General features: G+C 56.0%; 17 protein-coding genes and 2 pseudogenes. 2 read left to right on the forward strand and 17 right to left on the reverse strand.

Translation table 11 applies throughout. From position 1 onward, the window contains the following. Positions 1-16: 16 nt before the first annotated feature. The 7 genes from priA to CD000_RS09690 all read right to left on the reverse strand — a co-directional run bounded on the left by priA (position 17) and on the right by CD000_RS09690 (position 8462). Positions 17-2422 (reverse strand): primosomal protein N', encoded by a 2406-nt coding sequence (gene priA, locus CD000_RS09660; RefSeq protein ID WP_096225541.1) that lies wholly within the window; start codon positions 2420-2422, stop codon positions 17-19. Continuing rightward, positions 2419-3624, reverse strand: coding sequence for a bifunctional phosphopantothenoylcysteine decarboxylase/phosphopantothenate--cysteine ligase CoaBC (gene coaBC / locus CD000_RS09665; RefSeq protein WP_096225542.1), 1206 nt, complete (start codon positions 3622-3624; stop codon positions 2419-2421). Before coaBC ends, priA begins: the two co-directional genes overlap by 4 nt. Positions 3625-3673: 49 nt before the next feature. Continuing rightward, on the reverse strand, positions 3674-3874 hold the full coding sequence (gene rpoZ / locus CD000_RS09670; protein ID WP_011230668.1) for a DNA-directed RNA polymerase subunit omega: 201 nt from the start codon (positions 3872-3874) through the stop codon (positions 3674-3676). Positions 3875-3876: 2 nt separating this feature from the next. Then, positions 3877-4494 (reverse strand): guanylate kinase, encoded by a 618-nt coding sequence (gene gmk, locus CD000_RS09675; protein WP_011230667.1) that lies wholly within the window; start codon positions 4492-4494, stop codon positions 3877-3879. An 11-nt stretch (positions 4495-4505) separates the two neighbouring features. After that, entirely contained in the window at positions 4506-4769 is a 264-nt protein-coding gene (remA, locus tag CD000_RS09680) for an extracellular matrix/biofilm regulator RemA (protein ID WP_096225543.1), read from the reverse strand. Between the two features lie 56 nt (positions 4770-4825). After that, the gene (locus CD000_RS09685; RefSeq protein WP_020278162.1) at positions 4826-5701 is read right to left on the reverse strand and encodes a YicC/YloC family endoribonuclease; all 876 of its coding nucleotides are present in this window, start codon (positions 5699-5701) and stop codon (positions 4826-4828) included. An 88-nt stretch (positions 5702-5789) separates the two neighbouring features. Continuing rightward, positions 5790-8462, reverse strand: coding sequence for a cation-translocating P-type ATPase (locus CD000_RS09690; protein WP_096225544.1), 2673 nt, complete (start codon positions 8460-8462; stop codon positions 5790-5792). A gap of 315 nt (positions 8463-8777) precedes the next feature. Here CD000_RS09690 and CD000_RS09695 point away from each other — a divergent pair, with 315 nt between their 5' ends. Then, a complete protein-coding gene (locus tag CD000_RS09695) occupies positions 8778-10517 on the forward strand; it encodes an Rqc2 family fibronectin-binding protein (protein ID WP_096225545.1) in 1740 nt (579 codons plus the stop codon). A 205-nt stretch (positions 10518-10722) separates the two neighbouring features. Here CD000_RS09695 and CD000_RS09700 read toward each other — a convergent pair whose 3' ends face one another. The 4 genes and pseudogenes from CD000_RS09700 to CD000_RS09715 all read right to left on the reverse strand — a co-directional run. Further along, positions 10723-11286 (reverse strand): Uma2 family endonuclease, encoded by a 564-nt coding sequence (locus tag CD000_RS09700; RefSeq protein WP_096225546.1) that lies wholly within the window; start codon positions 11284-11286, stop codon positions 10723-10725. 65 nt (positions 11287-11351) lie between these two features. After that, positions 11352-11720: a type II toxin-antitoxin system VapC family toxin gene (locus tag CD000_RS09705; protein WP_033012322.1), complete on the reverse strand. Its 369-nt coding sequence runs from the start codon at positions 11718-11720 to the stop codon at positions 11352-11354. After that, complete coding sequence (locus tag CD000_RS09710) at positions 11707-11949, reverse strand: hypothetical protein (RefSeq protein WP_011230660.1); 243 nt, start codon at positions 11947-11949, stop codon at positions 11707-11709. Before CD000_RS09710 ends, CD000_RS09705 begins: the two co-directional genes overlap by 14 nt. Before the next feature lie 445 nt (positions 11950-12394). Beyond that, positions 12395-12634, reverse strand: a pseudogene (locus tag CD000_RS09715) (RHS repeat domain-containing protein); the annotation flags it as partial. A gap of 230 nt (positions 12635-12864) precedes the next feature. Between CD000_RS09715 and CD000_RS09720 the strand changes: the two are divergent. After that, positions 12865-13184: pseudogene (locus CD000_RS09720) on the forward strand (IS1634 family transposase); the annotation flags it as partial. A gap of 184 nt (positions 13185-13368) precedes the next feature. On the opposite strand, the gene pyrE reads toward CD000_RS09720, so the two are convergent. The 6 genes from pyrE to CD000_RS09755 all read right to left on the reverse strand — a co-directional run bounded on the left by pyrE (position 13369) and on the right by CD000_RS09755 (position 21076). Next, positions 13369-13992 carry an orotate phosphoribosyltransferase gene (pyrE, locus tag CD000_RS09725; RefSeq protein ID WP_033016098.1) on the reverse strand — a complete coding sequence of 208 codons (624 nt, stop codon included), beginning with the start codon at positions 13990-13992 and terminating at the stop codon, positions 13369-13371. 385 nt (positions 13993-14377) lie between these two features. Next, entirely contained in the window at positions 14378-15112 is a 735-nt protein-coding gene (gene pyrF, locus CD000_RS09735) for an orotidine-5'-phosphate decarboxylase (RefSeq protein WP_096225547.1), read from the reverse strand. Further along, on the reverse strand, positions 15084-16025 hold the full coding sequence (locus tag CD000_RS09740) for a dihydroorotate dehydrogenase (RefSeq protein WP_033016100.1): 942 nt from the start codon (positions 16023-16025) through the stop codon (positions 15084-15086). The genes pyrF and CD000_RS09740 overlap by 29 nt, the downstream gene beginning before the upstream one ends. Then, entirely contained in the window at positions 16022-16795 is a 774-nt protein-coding gene (locus tag CD000_RS09745) for a dihydroorotate dehydrogenase electron transfer subunit (protein ID WP_096225548.1), read from the reverse strand. The genes CD000_RS09740 and CD000_RS09745 overlap by 4 nt, the downstream gene beginning before the upstream one ends. After that, positions 16792-19989 (reverse strand): carbamoyl-phosphate synthase large subunit, encoded by a 3198-nt coding sequence (gene carB, locus CD000_RS09750; protein WP_096225549.1) that lies wholly within the window; start codon positions 19987-19989, stop codon positions 16792-16794. The genes CD000_RS09745 and carB overlap by 4 nt, the downstream gene beginning before the upstream one ends. After that, on the reverse strand, positions 19982-21076 hold the full coding sequence (locus CD000_RS09755) for a carbamoyl phosphate synthase small subunit (RefSeq protein ID WP_096225550.1): 1095 nt from the start codon (positions 21074-21076) through the stop codon (positions 19982-19984). The genes carB and CD000_RS09755 overlap by 8 nt, the downstream gene beginning before the upstream one ends.

Raw genomic sequence — 21076 nt, forward strand, 5'->3', positions numbered from 1 at the left:
TGTCATTCCTCCATCTTCACATCATCATATACGGATTCGTGTCGACCGTAATCGTCACTCCGCCATGGGCGGCATCGGCTTGGTAGCGGTCGATGACCGCCTTGAGCGCCGCGGTCAAATTCGGCTCCCGTTTGTATTTTATCATGCATTGGTAGCGATATCTATCGTGAAGACGGGCGATTGGCGAGGCAACCGGGCCGAGAACGACCGCTTCGTGCGACAGATGCTTGCGCAAATAGGCGGCGATCTTTTCCGCCGCTTTGGCCGCAGCCGGCGCCTCTTCGTGGGCGGCGGTAATGAGCGTCAAATAATAGTACGGCGGATAGCCGTGCGCTTTGCGCAGCGCCATCTCCCGCTGGTAAAAGGCGCGGTAGTCGTGGCGGGCGGCCAGTTCAATGCTGTAGTGGTCAGGCGTATACGTCTGAATGATGACTTCGCCGGGCAGCTCGTGCCGCCCGGCGCGCCCGCTCACTTGCGTCAACAGCTGGAACGTTTTTTCCGCGGCGCGGAAATCGGGCAAATGAAGCATCGTGTCGGCCGCCAGCACACCAACAAGCGTGACGTTCGGAAAATCAAGTCCTTTGGCGATCATTTGCGTGCCGAGCAAAATATCGGCTTCCTTGGCGGCAAAACGGGAAAGCAGCTCTTCATGCGCCCCTTTGCGGCCGGTCGTGTCGACATCCATGCGGATGACGCGCGCTTTCGGCAGCAACCTCGCCAGTTCTTCTTCCACTTTTTGCGTGCCGGTCCCGAAAAAGCGGATGTGTTCGCTTCCGCACGATGGACAGCGAGGGACAAGCGGCTCTTCATGCCCGCAATAATGGCATTTCATCCGCTCGCCGGCGCGATGGTACGTCAACGAAATGTCGCAGTGCGGACAGCGGATGACATAGCCGCAGCTGCGGCACATGACAAACGTCGAATAACCGCGTCGATTCAACAGCAACACTGCCTGCTCGCCGCGCTCAAGCCGGCGGCGCAATTCGTCAAGCAACCGGCGTGAAAACATCGAACGGTTGCCGCTTCGCAGCTCCTCGCGCATATCGACGACATGAACGTCCGGCAGGCCGCGGTCGCTGATGCGCTCCGGCAGCTCGAGCAGCTCGTACACCCCTTTGGCGGCGCGGGCGAACGTCTCAAGCGAGGGGGTGGCGCTGCCAAGCACGACCGGGCAGCTGTGGCGGCGAGCGCGGTAAATGGCGACATCGCGCGCATGATAGCGCGGCATTTCTTCTTGCTTGTAGCTCGTCTCATGCTCCTCATCGATGATGATCATCCCTAAGTTTTCAAATGGGGCAAACACCGCCGAACGCGCACCGACGACAAGCTGCACTTCTTTCCGGTGAATTTTCCGCCATTCGTCATATTTTTCGCCGACCGACAGCCCGCTGTGAAGCACCGCTACTTTCGAGCCGAACCGGCTTTTGAAGCGCTCGACCATTTGCGGCGTCAGCGAAATTTCCGGCACGAGAACGATCGCTTCCTTTCCTTGGCGCAACGCTTCATCAATCGCCTGCATATACACTTCCGTCTTCCCGCTGCCGGTGACGCCATACAGCAAAAACGTGCGATGCTCCCCAGCGCGCACCGAAGCGGCGATCTTCGCCAACGCCGCCTCTTGCGCCTGGGTGAGCGCCGGCGGCTCGCTCGGCTGAAACGTGCGATGCTCGTACGGGTCGCGGTACACCTCGACATCGTTCAGCACCACAAATCCTTTGTCGACGAGCGCTTTCAGCGGCGCTGAGGAGACGCCAAGCACCGCTTGCAGTTCGGCAACCGACGCCGCCTTCCCTTTTTCAAGCAAAAATGAAAGCACCTCTTTTTGTCTTGCCGGCAGCGACCCGAGCTCCTGTTTCGCCTGTTCCGATGGAATGGCAAGAGCGGCGTGCTTCACCGTTTTCTTGCCCGCTTTTTCTTTCACCTTGTAGACCGCCTCGAGCACGCCCTGCTGCACCGCTTTTTGCGCCGCCCGCCATAAACCGGCCGCCTCAACCTCTTTCCAAGCGGCTTCCGTCCGCCCGGCAAACAGCGGCTTTACCTCATCTGGCAACCTCTCTCTCTTCTCTTCATCTGTCAAACGGAGCGTTTTTTCATATTTCGCCCGCATCGCTGCCGGCAGCATCGCCTGGTACGCCGAAATGGCAAAACAAAGCGTCGTTTCCGTTAAATAGCGGCCAAGATCAAGCAGCTCTTCGTTTAACACCGGCACGACATCAAGCACATGCTCAATCGGTTTCAGTTGTTTGATGTCGGAATGGTCTTTCACATCAACGACAAACCCTTGCAAACGCCGCGCCCCAAACGGCACCGTCACCCGCATGCCCGGCTGGATGATGCCTTGCCAGCGTTCCGGAATCAAATAATCAAACGGGCGGTCCGTCTGCCGGGACGGGACATCGACAATCACGGATGCTACTTTCATCGAATCGCCTCGATATACGCGTGAATTTCTTTTAAAATTTCCTCGGCCGCCTCGCGTTTCGTCATGAGCGGCAGCGGCCGAACGACGCCGTCGCGGCGGAAGATGGTGACGATGTTCGTATCGCCGGCAAACCCTGCCCCTTCTTCGGTGACATTGTTGGCGACGACCATATCAAGCCGCTTTTCTTCAAGCTTTTTTAACGCATACTGTTCAAGGTTGTCCGTCTCAGCGGCAAATCCAACTAAAATCTGTCCCGTTTTCCGCTCACCAAGCGCTTTCAAGATGTCCACCGTCCGCTCCATCTCCACCACATAATCACCCGGTTGCTTTTTGATTTTGGACGCCGCCACATATTTCGGCCGATAATCGGCGACCGCCGCCGCCTTGATCACGATGTCCGTTTCCGCAAACCGAGCCATCACCGCTTCATACATCTCTTCCGCCGATTCAACCGCCACCGTCTCGACGCCATCGGGCGAAGAAAGCGCCGTCGGTCCGGAGATAAGCGTCACCGAAGCGCCGAAGCGGGCCGCCGCTTCGGCGATGGCGTAGCCCATTTTGCCGCTCGAATAGTTGGAGAAATAGCGGACTGGATCAAGCCTCTCCCGCGTCGGCCCAGCGGTGACAAGCACACGCTTCCCGCGAAACAGCGGCGGATCACCGGCAAAAAAGCGCTCGATATGGGCGATGATGTTCTCCGGCTCCTCCAGCCGCCCTTTGCCGATGTAGCCGCACGCCAAATAGCCTTCCGACGGCTCGATGAACCGGTAGCCGAATTGGCAGAGCCGCTCAATGTTCGCCTGGACGGCCGGATGCTCGTACATATGGACGTTCATCGCCGGAGCAATCCAGACGGGCGCTTTCGTCGCCAAAATCGTCGTCGTCACCATATTGTCGGCGATGCCGGCGGCCAGCTTCGCCATCGTATTGGCCGTCGCCGGTGCGACCAAAACGAGATCAGCCCAGTCCGCCAAATCGATATGGGCGATGACGGCCGGGTTGTTTTCGGCAAACGTATCGACATACACTTCCTGGCGCGACAAAGCTTGAAACGTGAGCGGTGTAATGAACTGGCACGCCCCTTCTGTCATGATCACTTTTACTTCAGCGCCGCGCTGGACGAGCTGGCTGGTGAGCGCCGCCGCCTTGTACGCCGCCACCCCCCCGGTCACACAAAGCAAAATATGTTTTCCCTTGATCATGTTGGCCACCCCCCGACATTGAAAAAAATAACAACCTAAAGCTAGGTTGTTATTTTTCCTCCTCCACTAATTCGACCTTGTCACCAGCGATTTCCTCGAGCGCCTGGCCGACAAATTTTTTCGACACCGGCTTTTTCACCATCAACTCCGCACCGTCCTGCAGCTCGCGCGCCCGTTTGGCCACCACCGTGACGAGCTTGTATTTCGAATCGACTTTTTGCATCAGCAAATCGATGGAAGGATACAGCATCGTCATTCCACCCCCAACATCCGTTTATATCGCTCGGCGACGCGTTCGCGCCGGCAATGTTCGGCGATGACGATCGCCTTGATCCGCTCGCAGGCGAGCTCCACTTCATCATTTTCCACGACATAGTCGTACTCGTCCATCATTTCAAGCTCCTCTTTCGCCGCCCGCAGCCGATTTTCAATCAGCTCTTTCGACTCGGTGCCGCGTCCCATGATCCGCTTTTCAAGCTCCGTGAGGCTTGGCGGAGCAAGGAAAATGAAGAGCGCCTCTGGAAACGCCCGCCGTACTTTCATCGCTCCCTGCACTTCGATCTCTAAAAACACATCTTTCCCTTCGGCAAGCGTCTTCTCCACGTAGTCGATCGGCGTGCCATAGTAGTTGCCGACGTATTCCGCCCACTCGAGCAGCTTGTTTTCCCGAATCATTTGTTCAAACTGCTCGCGCGTGCGGAAGAAGTAGTCGACGCCTTCCACTTCGCCTTCGCGCGGCTTGCGCGTCGTGACCGACACCGAATAATGAAGATTGATGTCCGGCTGCGAAAACAGCGCCTTGCGCACCGTTCCTTTGCCAACGCCAGACGGACCCGACATGACGATCAACAACCCACGTTCGTTCTTCAACGCCCAAAACCCTACCCTTCCTCGGAGAAATCGTCGCTTCCATATAAGCGGTTCGCCACCGTTTCCGGCTGCACGGACGACAAAAAGACGTGATCGCTGTCCATAATGATGACGGCGCGCGTCCTCCGCCCGTGCGTCGCGTCAACAAGCTTGCCGCTTTCGCGCGCATCTTGAATGATTCGTTTGATCGGCGCCGAATCAGGGCTGACAATCGTAATGATGCGGGCGGCTGACACCATGTTTCCGTACCCGATATTGATAAATTTCATCATCATGACACGCCCACCTGCCATATCCGATATTGTTGCCGCCAATAAGTCGTTTTAAACAGTTATTCCACGTTTTGCACTTGCTCGCGCATTTTCTCAAGCACGCTTTTCATCTCAACGACTTGCGCGGCAATCAGGCTGTCGTTTGCCTTGGCGCCGATCGTGTTGACTTCCCGGTTCAACTCTTGCACCAAAAAGTCCAGCTTCCTCCCGATCGGTTCGTCCATTTCTAAGGCGTCTGCCATTTGCGCCAAATGGCTGCGGATGCGTTTCAATTCCTCATGAATGTCCGCCTTTTCGGCAAACACCGCCACTTCTGTGAGCAGGCGCGCCTCATCGACCGGAGCGGGCGCCCATTCGCGCAGGCGGCGCGCAAGCCGCTCGCGGTATTGTTCAATAACAAGCGGCGCCCGCTGTTCAATGGCTTCCACCCCGGCTTCGACTTCATGAAGACGGGCGCGCAAATCCGCGGCAAGCGCCTCCCCTTCGCGCCGGCGCATGGCAACAAGTGCCTTTGCCGCTTCATCGACAGCGGTCAAAAGCAACGGCTCGACCTCCTCGTTCGCTCCTTCCTCTTCCACCACTTCGACCGCCCCATCAAGCCGAAGCAGCTCGGCCGCCGTCACGCTGCCGTCAACGGCAAATCGCTTTGCAGCCTCCTGCAACCCGGCCCAATATTGGCCGAGCAAATCCCAATCAATATGTACGTTCCGCTTTACAAGTCCTTCGCCGGCGATCGTGACGAACACTTCCACTTTTCCGCGCCGCACGTACGGCAAAATTGCTTTCTTTATTTTATCCTCAAACACGAGCCATTGTCTAGGGAGGCGAATGGAAATTTCGCAAAACCGGTGGTTGACCGATTTCATTTCCACCGCCACCATCAAACGATCCGTTTTTTTTGTGCTTGCGCCGAAGCCGGTCATGCTGTAAACCATATCATCACATCCGTCGTTGCCTTGATGAAAAAGAAAAGGTCATAGAGCGTTCCTCTATCACCCTTTTTATTATAACATATCCATCCTTTTATTTTCTCGTAAAAAGCGAGCCAGCAAACAAAAATGTCGGCAAGGCGGACAAGCCAATGATGAGCAGCCAATCGACCGCTGCGAGCGGCTTCGTATGGAACACTGCGGCAAGCGGTGGGTAATAGATGACGACAATGAGCAAAAGCAGCGACACGATCACCGCTGCAACGAGATACATGTTGCCGAACGGACTGCGGTCAAAAACCGAACGATCGCAGCGGCAGTCGAACACATGGATCAATTGGGCCAACACAAGCGTCGCAAACGCCGCCGTCTGGGCGTAAACGAGATCCGCGCCGCTCCGTTCATAGGCGGTCAGAAACGCAGCCAGCGTAACAACGCCGATCAAAAAGCCGCGGCTTACGATTTTCCAGCCGAGCCCGCGGGCGAACACCCCTTCATCGGGACGGCGCGGCGGCCGCTTCATCACGTTTTCTTCTGGTTGGTCGAGCCCAAGCGCCATGGCTGGCAAACCATCGGTCACGAGATTCACCCATAAAATTTGAATCGGCACGAGCGGCAGCGGCAAGGCAAGCAGCATCGCAAACAACATGACGAGAATTTCCCCGACGTTCGAGGCGAGCAAGTAGCGGATAAACTTGCGAATGTTTTCGTAAATGTTGCGCCCCTCTTCGATCGCGGCCTCAATCGTCGCAAAGTTGTCATCAAGCAGCACGAGCGACGCCGCCTCTTTCGCCACCTCTGTCCCCGACCGGCCCATGGCGACGCCAATATCGGCTGCTTTCAGAGCGGGCGCATCGTTCACCCCGTCGCCGGTCATGGCGACAATATGACCGCGGCGCTTGAGGGCGTTGACAATTTTTAACTTATGCTCCGGAGCGACGCGGGCAAACACGTAAATCTCATCAACTACGCGTTCGAGCACATCGACCGACAGCTTCGACAACGCCGCACCATCCATCACTTTTCCGCCAGGCGGCAGCACGCCAAGCTGTTTGGCGATGGCGGTGGCTGTCAACACATGATCGCCGGTGATCATCACCGTTTTCATGCCTGCCTCTTTGCATCGCGCCACTGCTTGCTTCACCTCAGGGCGCGGCGGATCGATCATGCCGGCGACGCCGAGAAACCGAAGCTTTGTCTCCGCATCCTTCTCCGACTCGATCCGTTCCGTTTCCGCAAGCAGCCGATACGCGACGGCGATCGTGCGCAAGGCGGAAGACGCCATCTGGCGAATCGCCTTCTCAATCGTCTCTTTCCACGCCGGGGTCAGCGCCTGCTCGCGGCCGTTCCATTCAAGGCGGTCCGCCCGCTCAAGCAGCACATCGGGCGCCCCTTTCGTCACGACAAACCGACGGCCGTTTCGGTCGCGAATGATGACCGTCATCATTTTCCGCTCGGAATCAAACGGAAACTCCTGTTCGATCGTGTACTCACGCAAAAGCATTCCTTTCGCCAATCCAGCTTTGGCCGCCGCGACCAGCAGCGCTCCTTCCGTCGGATCGCCGTCGACGTAACGCCGGCCGTTTTCCTCTTTCAACTCCGAACTATTGCAAAGCACCCCCATTGTCAACAGGCGAGCGAGCTGGGGAACGCGGTTCGGATCAACCGTCCGGCCGCGTTCAGAAAACTCGCCATCCGTTTCAAGACCAACGCCGCTTACCGCAAATGTCCGCCCGCCTGCCCATACTTGCGTGACGGTCATCATGTTTTCCGTCATCGTCCCCGTTTTGTCGGAACAAATGACCGAAGCGCAGCCGAGCGTTTCCACCGCCGGAAGCTTGCGGACGATGGCGTTTCGTTTGATCATCCGCTGCACGCCAAGCGCCAAGACGACCGTCACAATGGCCGGCAACCCCTCCGGAATGGCGGCGACCGCGAGCGACACACCAGCCAAAAACATTTCATACAGGTCGTGCCCTTGAATGACACCTACGGCCACGACCGCTGCCGTCAGCGCCAATGCGACGACGAGCAAAATTTTCCCAAGCTGCTCGAGCCGGCGCTGGAGCGGGGTTGCCCCCGCATCCGCCTCTTCGAGCATCGTTGCGATTTGTCCCATCGCTGTTTTCATCCCAGTGGCGATGACAATCCCGACCCCATTCCCTCTTGTCACGAGCGTCCCCATAAACGCCATATTGTGCAAATCGCCCAACGACGCCTGTTCTGTATGAAGCGGGGCGGCGGATTTGGCCACCGGCACTGATTCGCCCGTCAGCGCCGACTCCTCGATTTCCAGGCCGGCCGCCTCAATCAAGCGGATGTCGGCCCCGACCCGGTCGCCGCTTGCAAGTCTCACCACATCGCCGACAACAAGCTCGCGCGTGGGGACTTTCACCCACTCCCCGCCGCGCAACACAACCGCTTGCGGAGCGGACAACCGTTTTAAGGCGGCAAGCGACTTTTCCGCCCGCCGCTCCTGGATAAACCCCAGGATGGCGTTCATGATCACGATGACGACAATCGCCACCGCATCCACATACTCGCCTAAAAACGCGGAAATCACCGTCGCCAAAAGCAACACAAGCACCATAAAATCTTGAAACTGGCGAAAAAAGACAACGATGGCCGACTCCTTCTTCCCTTCCGCCAGCTCGTTGTACCCGAACTGCTGCAGCCGTTTTTCCGCCTCCGCCGCAGTAAGCCCGGTCTTGACATTCGTCTTCGTCTCGTGCGCGACATCGCTTGCCGCGAGCGTATGCCATTGCATCTGTCTCCCTCCGTCCTTCCATTTTTTTCGCACGCCGTTCCCGCTTCTCTATGCTTATTCATACATGTCCCAAAAAATGATAGTCCCCGCCATGATGTTTAGCGACACAAACATAAGGAGTCGTGGGGCCCTTTGCCACGCCATCTCCCCCATAAGGGAAAAAATCGTGTCAAAAAAGCGGGCCTCCCCATTTTATGCAACATGTTCGTCGGGCATCTTCGTCCGTCTTCAGGTAATATTCAAAGAAATGTTCAAAACGGCGGGTCGTATGGTAAGATCGAAATAGCAAACAAACGAAATAGAAAGGTGTTTTCCATGTCCTTTGACGGAGTGTTTACGTACGCCATTGTCGGTGAACTCGAAGAGGCGCTTGCGGGCGGGCGGATTACGAAAATCCACCAGCCGTCGGCGTATGAGATCGTGCTGCTTGTGCGCGCCCGGGGCCATAACCATAAAGTGATGCTGTCGGCGCATCCGACGTACGCGCGCGTCCATTTGACAAACGAAACGTACAACAACCCATCCGAGCCGCCGATGTTTTGCATGCGGCTGCGCAAACAGTTGGAAGGAAGCGTCATCGAAGCGGTCCGCCAAGTCGATTTTGACCGCATCATCGTCATGGACACAAAAGGCCGCGACGAACTCGGCGACGTGCAGACAAAGCGGCTCATCATTGAAGTGATGGGCCGCCATAGCAACATCATCCTCGTTGATGCATCGACCGACACGATCATCGACAGCTTGAAACATTTGCCGCCGTCGGTCAACCGCTACCGGACGGTGCTTCCCGGGCATCCGTACGTCGCCCCACCGACGCACGGCAAGCTGAACCCGCTTGAGGCGACGGAAGAAATGGTGCTGAAAAAAATCGACTTTCACGCCGGCAAGCTCGCCCATCAGCTTGTTTCCGCCTTCAGCGGCATTTCGCCGCTATTTGCCAATGAGGCGGTGTTCCGCGCTGGACTCGCCAACCGGACGACGCTGCCAAAAAGCTTTCTTTCGCTCATCGATGACGTGCGCGGCCGCCGCTTTGCCCCGATGATGTACACGAACGGGGAAAAAGAATGGTTTTACGTTTTGCCGCTTAAGCACTTAAAAATCGAAGGCCAACCGTTTGCGAGTGCAAGCGAGCTATTGGACCGCTTTTATTTCGGCAAGGCCGAGCGCGACCGCGTCAAGCAGCAAGCTCATGACATCGAGCGTCTCATGGCGAACGAAAAGGCGAAAAACGAGAAAAAGCTCCTAAAGCTCGAACAGACGCTCGAAGAAGCAAAGAAAGCCGACGTTTATCGACTGTACGGCGAACTGCTCACCGCCCATTTGTACGCCATAAAGCGCGGCATGACGGAAATCGAGGTCGCAAACTACTACGACGAAAACGGAGGCACCATCACCATTCCGCTCGACCCGCAAAAATCGCCGTCCGAGAACGCGCAACAGTACTTTCAAAAATACCAAAAAGCGAAAAACTCGTTCGCCGTCGTTCAAGAACAAATCGAGCGGACGAAAGAAGACATCGCCTATTGCGACACGATTTTAAGCCAGCTTGAAACCGCCTCGCCGAAAGATGTCGAGGAAATCCGCGACGAGCTCATTGAACAAGGCTATTTGCGCCCGCGCGCGGCGAAAGGAGCAAAAAAGCGCAAACCAACCGCACCCGAGCTTGACCGCTACGTCGCAAGCGACGGCACGGAAATACTCGTTGGCAAAAACAACAAACAAAACGATTATCTCACAACAAAGCTGGCCCATAAGGACGATGTTTGGCTGCATGTGAAAAACATTCCCGGCTCGCACGTCGTCATCCGGAACAAGCAGCCGTCTGACGAGACGCTCTTGGAAGCGGCGAATCTTGCCGCCTACTTCAGCAAAGCCCGCCATTCCGGCTCCGTGCCTGTCGACTACACGCGCATCCGCTATGTAAAAAAACCGAGCGGCGCCAAGCCGGGATTTGTCATTTACGAAAACGAGCAAACGCTCTACGTCACACCGGATGAAGAACTCGTCCGCACCATGAAACAGAGGCAAAAAGAACAAGCGGCGAAACCATCGTAAACGCGCCCCAATGGCCGCCCAACACGGCATCGGGCGATTTGCGCGAACTCCCGCAAACCGAAACGGTCTAGTGCCGCATAAAAGACAGCGGGCTGTCCGTAAGACCAGCTGCATTGGCCTTACGGACAGCCCGCTTTGCAAACTTGTCGAGTCAACCACAAGCCGCCATCACGAATGCAACTCCATGCACGTCTCGCCATCCGTCTCAACGAAACACATCCTCAAGAGCCACTTCAAGCCCGGGAAAGCATGCCGACTGCACCACACCCGTTCCCGCTTTCACATCCGCCTGCTCATACAGTCCTTCCTCGTTCAGCGTATAGACGGTAATCGCCTCTTTCATCGGATTGACGACCCAATACTCTTTCACACCGTACGCCATATACAAATTGAATTTGGTCACTAAATCGTGCGCCTGGTTGGAAGGGCTCAAGATCTCAACGATAAGAGTAGGCACGCCGACATACTTCGTCTCCGTAAACCCTTTTGAATCGCAAATAACGCTTAAATCCGGAATGACGACTTTGCGATCGGGAAACTTGTCGCTAGCCAGTTCGATATCGGTCGGCGCCGCAAACACGTTGCACGGCTTCCCACGAAAATAAAGGCCCAATTCGGTATGAAGGTTGCTCGAAACAAGCTGATGCTTGATGCTTGGCGACGGAGCCATATACACAGCGCCATCAATATATTCAAGCCACTCATCGCTTTGTTCCCGCAACGCCCAATATTGCTCGTACGACACATTGGAAAACCGAGGCAAGGACATCGGCATCTTCTCCTTTGTCGCTTACATATTCCCCAAAAGAAGAACGCAACAGCCGTAATGGCCGGCTATTCCTCAAGCATCTTATCCAACTTCTTATCAAAAGTATACACTTGATATCCCTTCACTTTGTTATAGGCGTATAAAAGGGTATCGACAAAGTCCAAGCGCCTTTTGCCAAACAGAGCAAGCGCCTCCTCTACGACCTCGATATCATCCACCTCGATATTATCGTATTTGAGCAATTCTAAAAGAATATCGCTGATCTCGTCATTTTTTACGTTGTACACTTTTTCAAGAACATAAACAACTTCAACGATTACTTCTCTTAGCAACAATACTTTGTTATCTTCAATAATCGTTGCGGCTTTGCCCGACAACTCATCATGGTCATTAAGCAGATATCTTAAAATAATATTCGCATCAATGATTTTCATATTGATCCACCACAGCTTTAGACCAAGCATCGCTTTCTCGGGCTTGCAAAGTCTCATTTTTATATTTGGACAGAGCCCCTCTTAGATTCCTTTTTTTTGGCTGTTCCAAATCTTCTTTATCCGCATAAGGAAGAATAATGACTTCCACTTTTCTATTTTTTAATGATTGAGGCAAATCGATGATCTTTTCTAAGTCATTGCTGTTTTTGATTACTCTTACAAAATCCATAACGTTTTCACTCCTTTCAAGGAAGATGGATCCTTTTAAACATATTATACCCGTTCATTGTACATCATGAGATGAAAATTCACTTTACGATCTATATAGACTCCCATGACAAAAAGATTTCGTCACCATCGAAGGGATGAAAACGCCGCTATGTCGAACTCTGAAACCTTGCACATTTTGAAGTTCGGGTATTTTCAGGATAGAAAAACTTTTTTAACGTCAGATATCCCTTCTTCTCCTAATAATAGAAATGTTTTCAGTAACATAGCTTACCCCCTTTGTTTATGTTATCACGGTCTGACATGAAGATACATATTACCCCCAGCTTTTCTCACTGCATAAGCTCTTCCTATCTCCCACTTTAGAGCTTTCTCTCTTCCATAAATGGTTCCTGAAACCATCGTACGTATACGCGATCGTCGTTCCATCCGACCATTGCTCTTTAAGAAGCAGTAAATGTTTGAGACTGGCCGTCGCTGGTTCGAATGACTTTTGAAGTCATATTGCCATTTACGTCATAATCGTAGTTGACGGAAGTACCGTTCGCTAACAACAGCTGTTTTAAGCGATCCGATAAATCGTACGTGTACTCTTTTTGGTTTCCTTTCTTTACCTCCACTGTTTTGTTCTTCACAACCTTAAACAGTAGAGGGGATTTTAGGAACTGGCAAGCCTTTTTTGCCATGAAGCTCTGCCATTTTGCACTAAACACACCCAGACGTTTCTGTTTCAAGCTCGGATGTGTTGGCATCAAAAGAAGACATTCAAATCATTGAACGGAAAGCGCTCGATCTTCTCCAATCGTATTGGCACCAGTTGCTTTTGCGTTCGCATAATGGCGGAAATCAACCTTTTCTCTCTCCTTTCCCTGTTACGAAAACATGCCAAGAAAGGGCAAAGGAAAAGGGAAGAAACTTTACGGATGGGATTTACGTCAAAAAACCGGAACGGGTGCGGTATTGGGCTATTTGTTTCTGTTGGCCTTGGCCATTTACCACGTCTTCCAGCGCCGGGTGCGTCAGTTCATCACACCAGAACACCCATTAAAGGGCGCCGGAGGCCGCAAGCTGACCCGACCGACGGGGCAGGCGATTTTTCAGCTGTTTCAATATGTGAACGTCGTCCTGTTCCAGCTGCCAGACGGGCGCATCCAACGCGCACTGGATCGCTCCCTCAACCCGGATCAGCGAAGGATTCTGCAGGGATTGGGCATGGATGAGAGCATCTACGTCTAACATGATACAGAACGACTAGCGATGGTAAAAAAAGGATTTCCATCGCTCGTCGTGTTGGTCGGAAAGTTATTCTAAAAAACGAAATAAAAAATTCTTTCTTTCAGCCCTGCTAGGGTGCGAAATGTGAGGTGAAATTTCATCAAAAAGGGGCTTTTGCGTCAGCCCCTTTTCGCTTGCGTTGATTTTATTTCCCCCACTCCTCCGGATTCTCCCGCCATTTTCGCAATGTCGCCAGATCGTGTTCGCTGACGGCGCCAAGGCGAACGGCCGTTTCGATGAGGGTGTTGTAGTCCGTAAGCGTGTAGGCAGGCAAATTCTCTTCGGCAAACGCCTGTTTCGCTTTTTCGAGCCCGTATGTGAAAATGGCGGCGACGCCCAGCACCTCGCAGCCCGCCTCTTTCAAGGCGCGGACGGCCGCAAGCGAGCTGCCGCCCGTCGAGATCAAGTCTTCGATAACGACCACGCGCTGGCCCGGTTCGGCTTGGCCTTCAATTTGTTTTCCTTTGCCGTGCGCTTTCGCCTGGCTGCGGACGTAGCACATCGGCAGCTCAAGCCGCTCGCTCACCCAGGCGGCGTGCGGGATGCCGGCGGTTGCGGTGCCGGCGATGAGGTCCGCTTTAGGGAAATGGGTGCGGATGAGTTCGGCGAGGCCGTCGGCGATCGTGCGGCGCACGTCGGGGTAAGCGAGCGTCAGGCGGTTGTCGCAATAAATCGGCGATTTCAAGCCCGAAGACCATGTAAACGGCTCGTTCGGCTGCAGGGCGACGGCCCCGATTTGAAGCAGTTTGGCGGCGATGTCGTGTTTCATCCTATTTCGCGCAGGAGACTCCCACTTCAACGACCAAAGGGAGTAAGTGGGAGAGGAATGCGCGTTCCCCCCTTTCTTTTGTGTATGATCGAATAAAGGCGTGGAGAAAACCGTTCAATAAAGGCACTCCAATCACGGCTACTCGATGTATGGAGTTGGTTACAGAAAACGTTGTAACCGTAAAACATCGAGCGTAGGTCCGTCTGTTGTGTGTGGAAGCCAAGTACTGCCAACAGACACACCGAGAGAATCGGTAACGATGCAGGCATGACCTGCGTCGTTGGGTAGTCGTCAACCTGCCCCCTGATGCAACCCCAAGTCAAGGAAGAAGGACGAAGTCCGTTTGCACTTCTGGGGAGTTGCAAGCCCCCACTTCAAGCGTTAGCTAAGTGGGGGTAGTTGACTCTCTCTCTCCTCCGTTCCATTCGTGTTGCAGGCGGGCATACGCCCCGAGCGGATCGGCGGCGCGGGTGAGGCTGCGGCCGATGACGATGTAGTCAGAACCAAGCGCACGCGCTTTCCTTGGGGTGACGACGCGCACTTGGTCGTGCGCTGCCTCATCGGCAAAGCGGATGCCCGGGGTGACGGCGAGGAACGAGGCGCCGCACCGTTCTTTGATGAGCGGCGCTTCGTTCGCCGAGCAGACGACGCCGTCAAGGCCGCTTTCGTTCGCCAAGGCGGCGTAATGGGCGACTGTTTCCGCAAGCGGGCGGGAAATCCACAGCTCCTCATGAAGCATTCGCTCGTCCGTGCTTGTCAGCTGGGTGACGGCGATGCAGCGCGGTCGGGCGGCGCCGCTTGGCGTGCCGGCGTCAAGCCCCTCGATCGCCGCTTCCATCATGCGCCGGCCGCCGGCGGCGTGGACGTTCACCAAATCGGCGCCGACACGGGCGAGCCCTTTCATCGCCTGTTTCACCGTATTTGGGATGTCATGCAGTTTTAAGTCTAAAAAGACGGCATGTCCTTGTTCTTTGAGAAACGCGACGATGGCTGGACCTTCCTGATAGTACAGCTCCATGCCGACTTTGACGAACAGCGGCGTTCCGGCAAACGGCCGCAAAAACCGCTCCACCTCTTGTTTTGATGGGAAATCAAGCGCGACAATGAACGGCGTGTGCACCGGTCTTCCAGCTCCTTCCTATGCATTCGGAAATGTGGCCGATCCCGAGGTCGTCCAACAGCGCCGGCAGGTCGTTGATGATCGTCGGGCAGACGAACGGATCGACGAAGTTGGCTGTGCCGACCGCAACCGCGCTCGCGCCGGCGTAGAAAAACTCGAGCACGTCTTCCGCCGTTTGCACGCCGCCCATGCCGATGATCGGAATCGACACCGCTTGGCTCACTTCATAAATCATGCGAATGGCGATTGGCTTGACCGCCGGGCCAGATAAGCCGCCGGTGCCGTTGGCCAAAACGGGCCGGCCTGTTTTCACGTCGATGCGCATGCCAACGAGCGTGTTGATCATCGTCAAGCCATCAGCGCCCGCTTGTTCAATGGCTTTCGCCATCGCGACGATGTCGGTGACGTTCGGAGACAGCTTCACGTAAACCGGCACGGCGGACACTTCTTTGACAAGCCGCGTCAGTTCCGCGGCCACGTCCGGCACGGTGCCGAACGCAATCCCGCCTTTTTTCACGTTTGGGCAGGAAATGTTGAGCTCTAACGCATGGACATTGGGCGCTTTGGAAATCGCTTCGGCTACCTCGACGTACTCTTCCACCGTCGAGCCAGCGATGTTGGCGATGATCGGTACGTCAAACTGTTCAAGCCACGGCAGTTCTTCTTCGAGCACTTTGTCAAGGCCGGGGTTTTGCAGGCCGATGGCGTTTAACATCCCGCCCGGCGTTTCTGCCACCCTTGGTGTCGGGTTGCCAAAGCGCGGCTCTTTTGTCGTCGCCTTGATCATAATGGCGCCTAACACGCTTAAATCGTAAAACCGGGCGTACTCGCGGCCAAATCCAAAACAGCCGGACGCCGGCATGATCGGGTTTTTGAGCGAAAGACCCGGCAGTTCGACCGCAAGCCGGTTCATAGCACCACCTCCCCGGCCCGAAACACCGGGCCGTCGCTGCATACTTTTTTATACGCCGTCTCGCTCCCTGGCACATGGCAGACGCAGGCGAAACACGCCCCGACGCCGCAGCCCATCCGCTCCTCGAGCGACACGTACACCGGCCGGTTCGGAAACCGTTCCGCAAGCGCCCGAAGCATCGGCTTCGGACCGCAGGCGTACAAGACGTCAAACTCGAGCGAGCGCGCTTCGATCACATCGGTGACGCGCCCGGCCGTTCCGTGTGAGCCGTCATCGGTCGCGACATGCGTCTCGCCGAACGCGGCAAATTCCTCTTCGTAAAAGACCGCCGCTTTCGTTTGAAACCCGAGCACGCTCACCACTCCAACACCGCGCTTTGTGAGCTGTTTCGCCAGTTCATAGAGCGGCGGGACGCCGATGCCGCCGCCGACTAGCAGCGCCCGGCTGCCCGCCGGCGCTGCCTCGAGCGGAAAGCCGTTGCCGAGCGGGCCGAGCACATCGACCGTGTCGCCCGGCTGTTTTTGCGCCAACAGCGCCGTGCCTTTCCCTTCCTGGCGGTAAATGATCGTGCATTGCCCCTGCTTGTGGTCGATATGGCAAAGGCTGAGCGGGCGGCGCAGGAGCGGATCGGCGGATGCGGCCACTTTCACATGAACGAACTGGCCCGGTTGGCGCATCTCTTGCACGAGGCGGCCTGAAAGCGTCAATTCATACGTCCGCTCGGCGATCAACCGCTGGCTTGCGACCGTCATTCGTTCGCGGCCGATCATGACCGCACCAGCCCTTCCGTCATCGCCGTCGTTGAAAACGTCATCGATTCGAGCACTTGCAGCATCGCCCGGGCCGTATCGAGCGACGTCAAGCACGGGATGCCGTTTTCGACCGCTTCGCGGCGGATGCGGAAGCCGTCGCTTTCCGGCTGCTTCCCTTTCGTCAGCGTGTTGATGACGACTTGCGCCTTCCCTTGGCGGATGACATCTAAAATGTTCGGCGACGCCGAGTGGATTTTATTGACGACCGTCACCGGAATGCCGGCCGCTTTCAACGTTTCCGCCGTGCCGTTCGTCGCCAACAGCTGGTAGCCGATGTCGGCAAAGCGGCGCGCCAGCTCGACCGCTTCTTCTTTGTCTTTGTCGGCCACCGTCAACAGCACCGCCCCATGCGGCTGGATCTGGATGCCCGAGGCGACAAGCCCCTTATAAAGCGCTTTTTCAAACGTCACGTCTTTGCCGATCACTTCGCCGGTCGATTTCATTTCCGGGCCGAGCGAAATGTCGACGTTGCGCAATTTCGCAAACGAGAACACCGGCACTTTCACGTACACGCCAGGGCGCACCGGGCAGTCGCCCGTCTCATAGCCCATCTCGGCGAGCTTCGTCCCTAAAATGGCTTTCGTGGCGAGATTCGCCATCGGCACGCCGGTGATTTTGCTTAAAAACGGCACCGTGCGGCTTGAGCGCGGGTTCACTTCCAAGACGTAGACATCGCTTCCCGAGACGACAAACTGAATGTTCAACAGCCCGACAATATGCAGCCCGCGCGCCAGTCGGATCGTGTAATCCGCGATCTTGTCGATCACTTCCGCGCTTAATGTCTGGGGCGGGTAGACGGCAATCGAATCGCCGGAATGGACGCCGGCCCGCTCGATATGTTCCATGATCCCAGGGATGACGACCGTCTCGCCGTCGGCGATGGCATCGACTTCGACTTCCTTGCCAGTGATGTAGCGGTCGACAAGCACTGGGTGCTGTGGATTGACGCGCACGGCGTGTTCCATGTAATGAAGCAGCTCGCCGCGATTGTACACGATTTCCATCGCCCGGCCGCCGAGCACGTAGGACGGGCGGACGAGCACCGGATAGCCGATCTCCTCCGCGATGGCGACCGCTTCTTCGACCGAAACGGCCGTTTTGCCGGCCGGCTTCGGAATGCCAAGCTCTGAGAGCGCCTGTTCAAATTTGTCGCGGTCTTCGGCGCGGTCCAAATCTTCAAGCGTCGTCCCAAGCAGGCGGACGCCGCGCGCCTCGAGTTCCGCCGCCAAGTTGATGGCCGTTTGCCCGCCGAATTGGACGATGACGCCGATCGGCTGCTCGAGGTCGATGACATGCATCACGTCTTCGGCCGTCAGCGGCTCGAAATACAGTTTGTCCGACGTGCTGAAGTCGGTCGAGACCGTTTCCGGGTTGTTGTTGATGATGATCGCCTCATAGCCGGCCTGCTTAATGGCCCAGACGCAATGGACGGTCGCATAGTCAAATTCGATCCCTTGGCCGATGCGGATCGGGCCGGAGCCAAGCACGATGACGCTCGGTTTTTCCGTCACGATCGATTCGTTTTCTTCCTCATACGTGCTGTAGTAGTACGGCGTTTCCGACGTGAATTCGGCTGCGCACGTATCGACCATTTTGTACACCGGCATGATGCCTCGTTGGCGGCGCAGCGCGTAAATGTCGCGCTCCGTTTTGTTCCATAACGCCGCTATCGCCGCATCGGAGAAGCCGAGCCCCTTCGCTTTTTTTAACACGTCAAGGTCGCCCGGGTGGTTTTTCAAGACCGTTTCCATCTCAATAATGTTTTGAATCTTATGCAGGAAAAAGCGGTCGATTTGGCTCCATTCATGCAGCGTCTCCACCGCCACCCCGCGGCGGAGCGCCTCGGCGATGTAAAAGAGCCGCTCGTCGCCCGCCTTGCGGATCCGTTTTTCGATCACGTCGTCGGCGGCCGTTTTCGCCTCGTTCAATTCCAGATGATGCACCCCGATCTCGAGCGAACGAACCGCTTTTAACAGCGATTCTTCAAACGTCCGGCCGATCGCCATCACTTCGCCGGTCGCTTTCATTTGCGTGCCAAGGCGGCGGTTCGCCGATTCAAATTTGTCAAACGGAAAGCGCGGAATTTTCGTGACGACATAATCGAGCGCCGGCTCGAAGCAGGCGTACGTTTTCCCGGTGACCGGGTTGATCATTTCGTCAAGCGTCAGCCCGACGGCGATTTTCGCCGCCAATTTCGCGATCGGATACCCCGTCGCTTTTGACGCCAGCGCCGACGAGCGGCTGACGCGCGGGTTCACTTCAATGACGTAATAGCGGAAGCTGTCCGGGTCGAGCGCGAGCTGGACGTTGCAGCCGCCTTCGATGCCAAGCGCGCGGATGATCTTAAGCGACGCGTTGCGGAGCAGCTGGTACTCGCGGTCGCTTAACGTCTGGCTCGGGGCGACGACGATCGAGTCACCCGTATGAATGCCGACCGGGTCGATGTTTTCCATGTTGCAGACGACGATCGCGTTGTCGTTGGCGTCGCGCATCACTTCGTATTCAATCTCCTTGTAGCCGGCGATGCTCCGCTCGAGCAAGCATTGATGCACCGGGCTCATCTTCAAGCCAGTTGACACAATCTCGACAAGCTCTTCTTCGTTCGTGCAAATGCCGCCGCCCGTGCCGCCGAGCGTGAACGCGGGGCGGACGATGACCGGATAGCCGATTTGTTCGACAAACGCATACGCCTCTTCCAGGCTGTGAATAATCGCGCTTTCCGGCACCGGCTCGCCAAGCTCGTTCATGAGGGCGCGGAACTGTTCGCGGTCTTCCGCCTTTTCGATCGCCTCGAGCTTCGTGCCGAGAATTTCGACGCCGCACTCTTCAAGCACGCCGGCCTTGGCGAGCTCAACCGCCAAGTTGAGGCCCGTTTGGCCGCCAAGCGTCGGCAAAATCGCGTCCGGCCGCTCTTTGCGGATGATGCGGGCGACAAAATCGAGCGTCAGCGGCTCCATATAGACTTTATCGGCGATTTCCGTATCGGTCATGATCGTCGCCGGGTTTGAGTTCACCAGAATGACTTTGTATCCTTCTTCTTTTAGGGCTAAGCACGCTTGCGTCCCTGCGTAGTCGAACTCGGCCGCTTGGCCGATGACGATCGGCCCCGAGCCGATGACTAAAATCGTTTCAATGTCGCGGCGCTTAGGCATGGATGACTTCTCCTTTCTTGTTGAACTGGCGGATGAGCGCCAAAAACTCGTCAAACAGCGGATTGGCATCTTCTGGCCCCGGCGACGCTTCCGGATGATACTGCACCGTAAACGCCGGGAAATCGAGATGGCGCAGCCCTTCGACTGTGCCGTCATTTAAGGCGATATGCGTCACCTCAAGCCGGGTGCCAGAAAGCGACTCGTGCGTGACGGTATAGCCATGGTTTTGCGCCGTGATGGCGACTTTGCCGGTGCGCAAGTCTTTGACCGGATGGTTCGAGCCGCGATGGCCGAATTTCATTTTCTCCGTATTCCCGCCGCACGCCAACGCGAACAGCTGATGGCCGAGGCAGATGCCAAAGAGCGGCACTTTGCCGAGAATCCCGCGGATCATCTCGATCGCTTCCGGCACGTCTTTCGGGTCGCCCGGTCCATTGGAAAGCATGACCCCATCCGGATGCCAGCCGAGCACCTCTTCAGCGGTGGCGTTGTACGGCAAGACGATCACATCGCAATTTCGCTTGTTCAGTTCGCGCAAAATGCCGTGTTTCATCCCGAAATCAATCAAGACGATGCGCTCACCGCGCCCCGGGCTCGGGTAGGCGCTTTTCGTTGAGACGCGCCGCACTTGGTCGCGCGGCCACTCCATCGCCCGCAGCTTGGCTGCTGCTTCCACCGGATCGACATCTAGCCCACAGATCATCCCTTTTAACGTTCCGTATTGGCGGATAAGGCGCGTCAGTTTGCGCGTGTCGATGCCGGAAAGGCCAGGGATGCCTTTTTCTTTCAAATACTCGTCCAACGTCAGTTCTCCGCGCCAGTTGGACGGCATGAGGCACGCTTCTTTGACGATGAACCCGTGCACATGCGGGCGGATCGCTTCAAAGTCGTCGCGGTTAATGCCGTAGTTGCCGATCAATGGATACGTCATCGTCACAATTTGCCCGCAATACGACGGGTCGGTCAAAATTTCTTGATACCCGGTCATGCCGGTGTTAAAGACGACTTCCCCGGTCGTCTCTTTCAAGCTGCCAAACGCTTCGCCGACAAAAAACGAGCCGTCTTCCAAGATCAGTTGCCGTTTCAT

The sequence above is a fragment of the Geobacillus sp. FJAT-46040 genome, from assembly GCF_002335725.1.
GTDB classification, from domain to species: Bacteria; Bacillota; Bacilli; order Bacillales; family Anoxybacillaceae; genus Geobacillus; species Geobacillus thermoleovorans.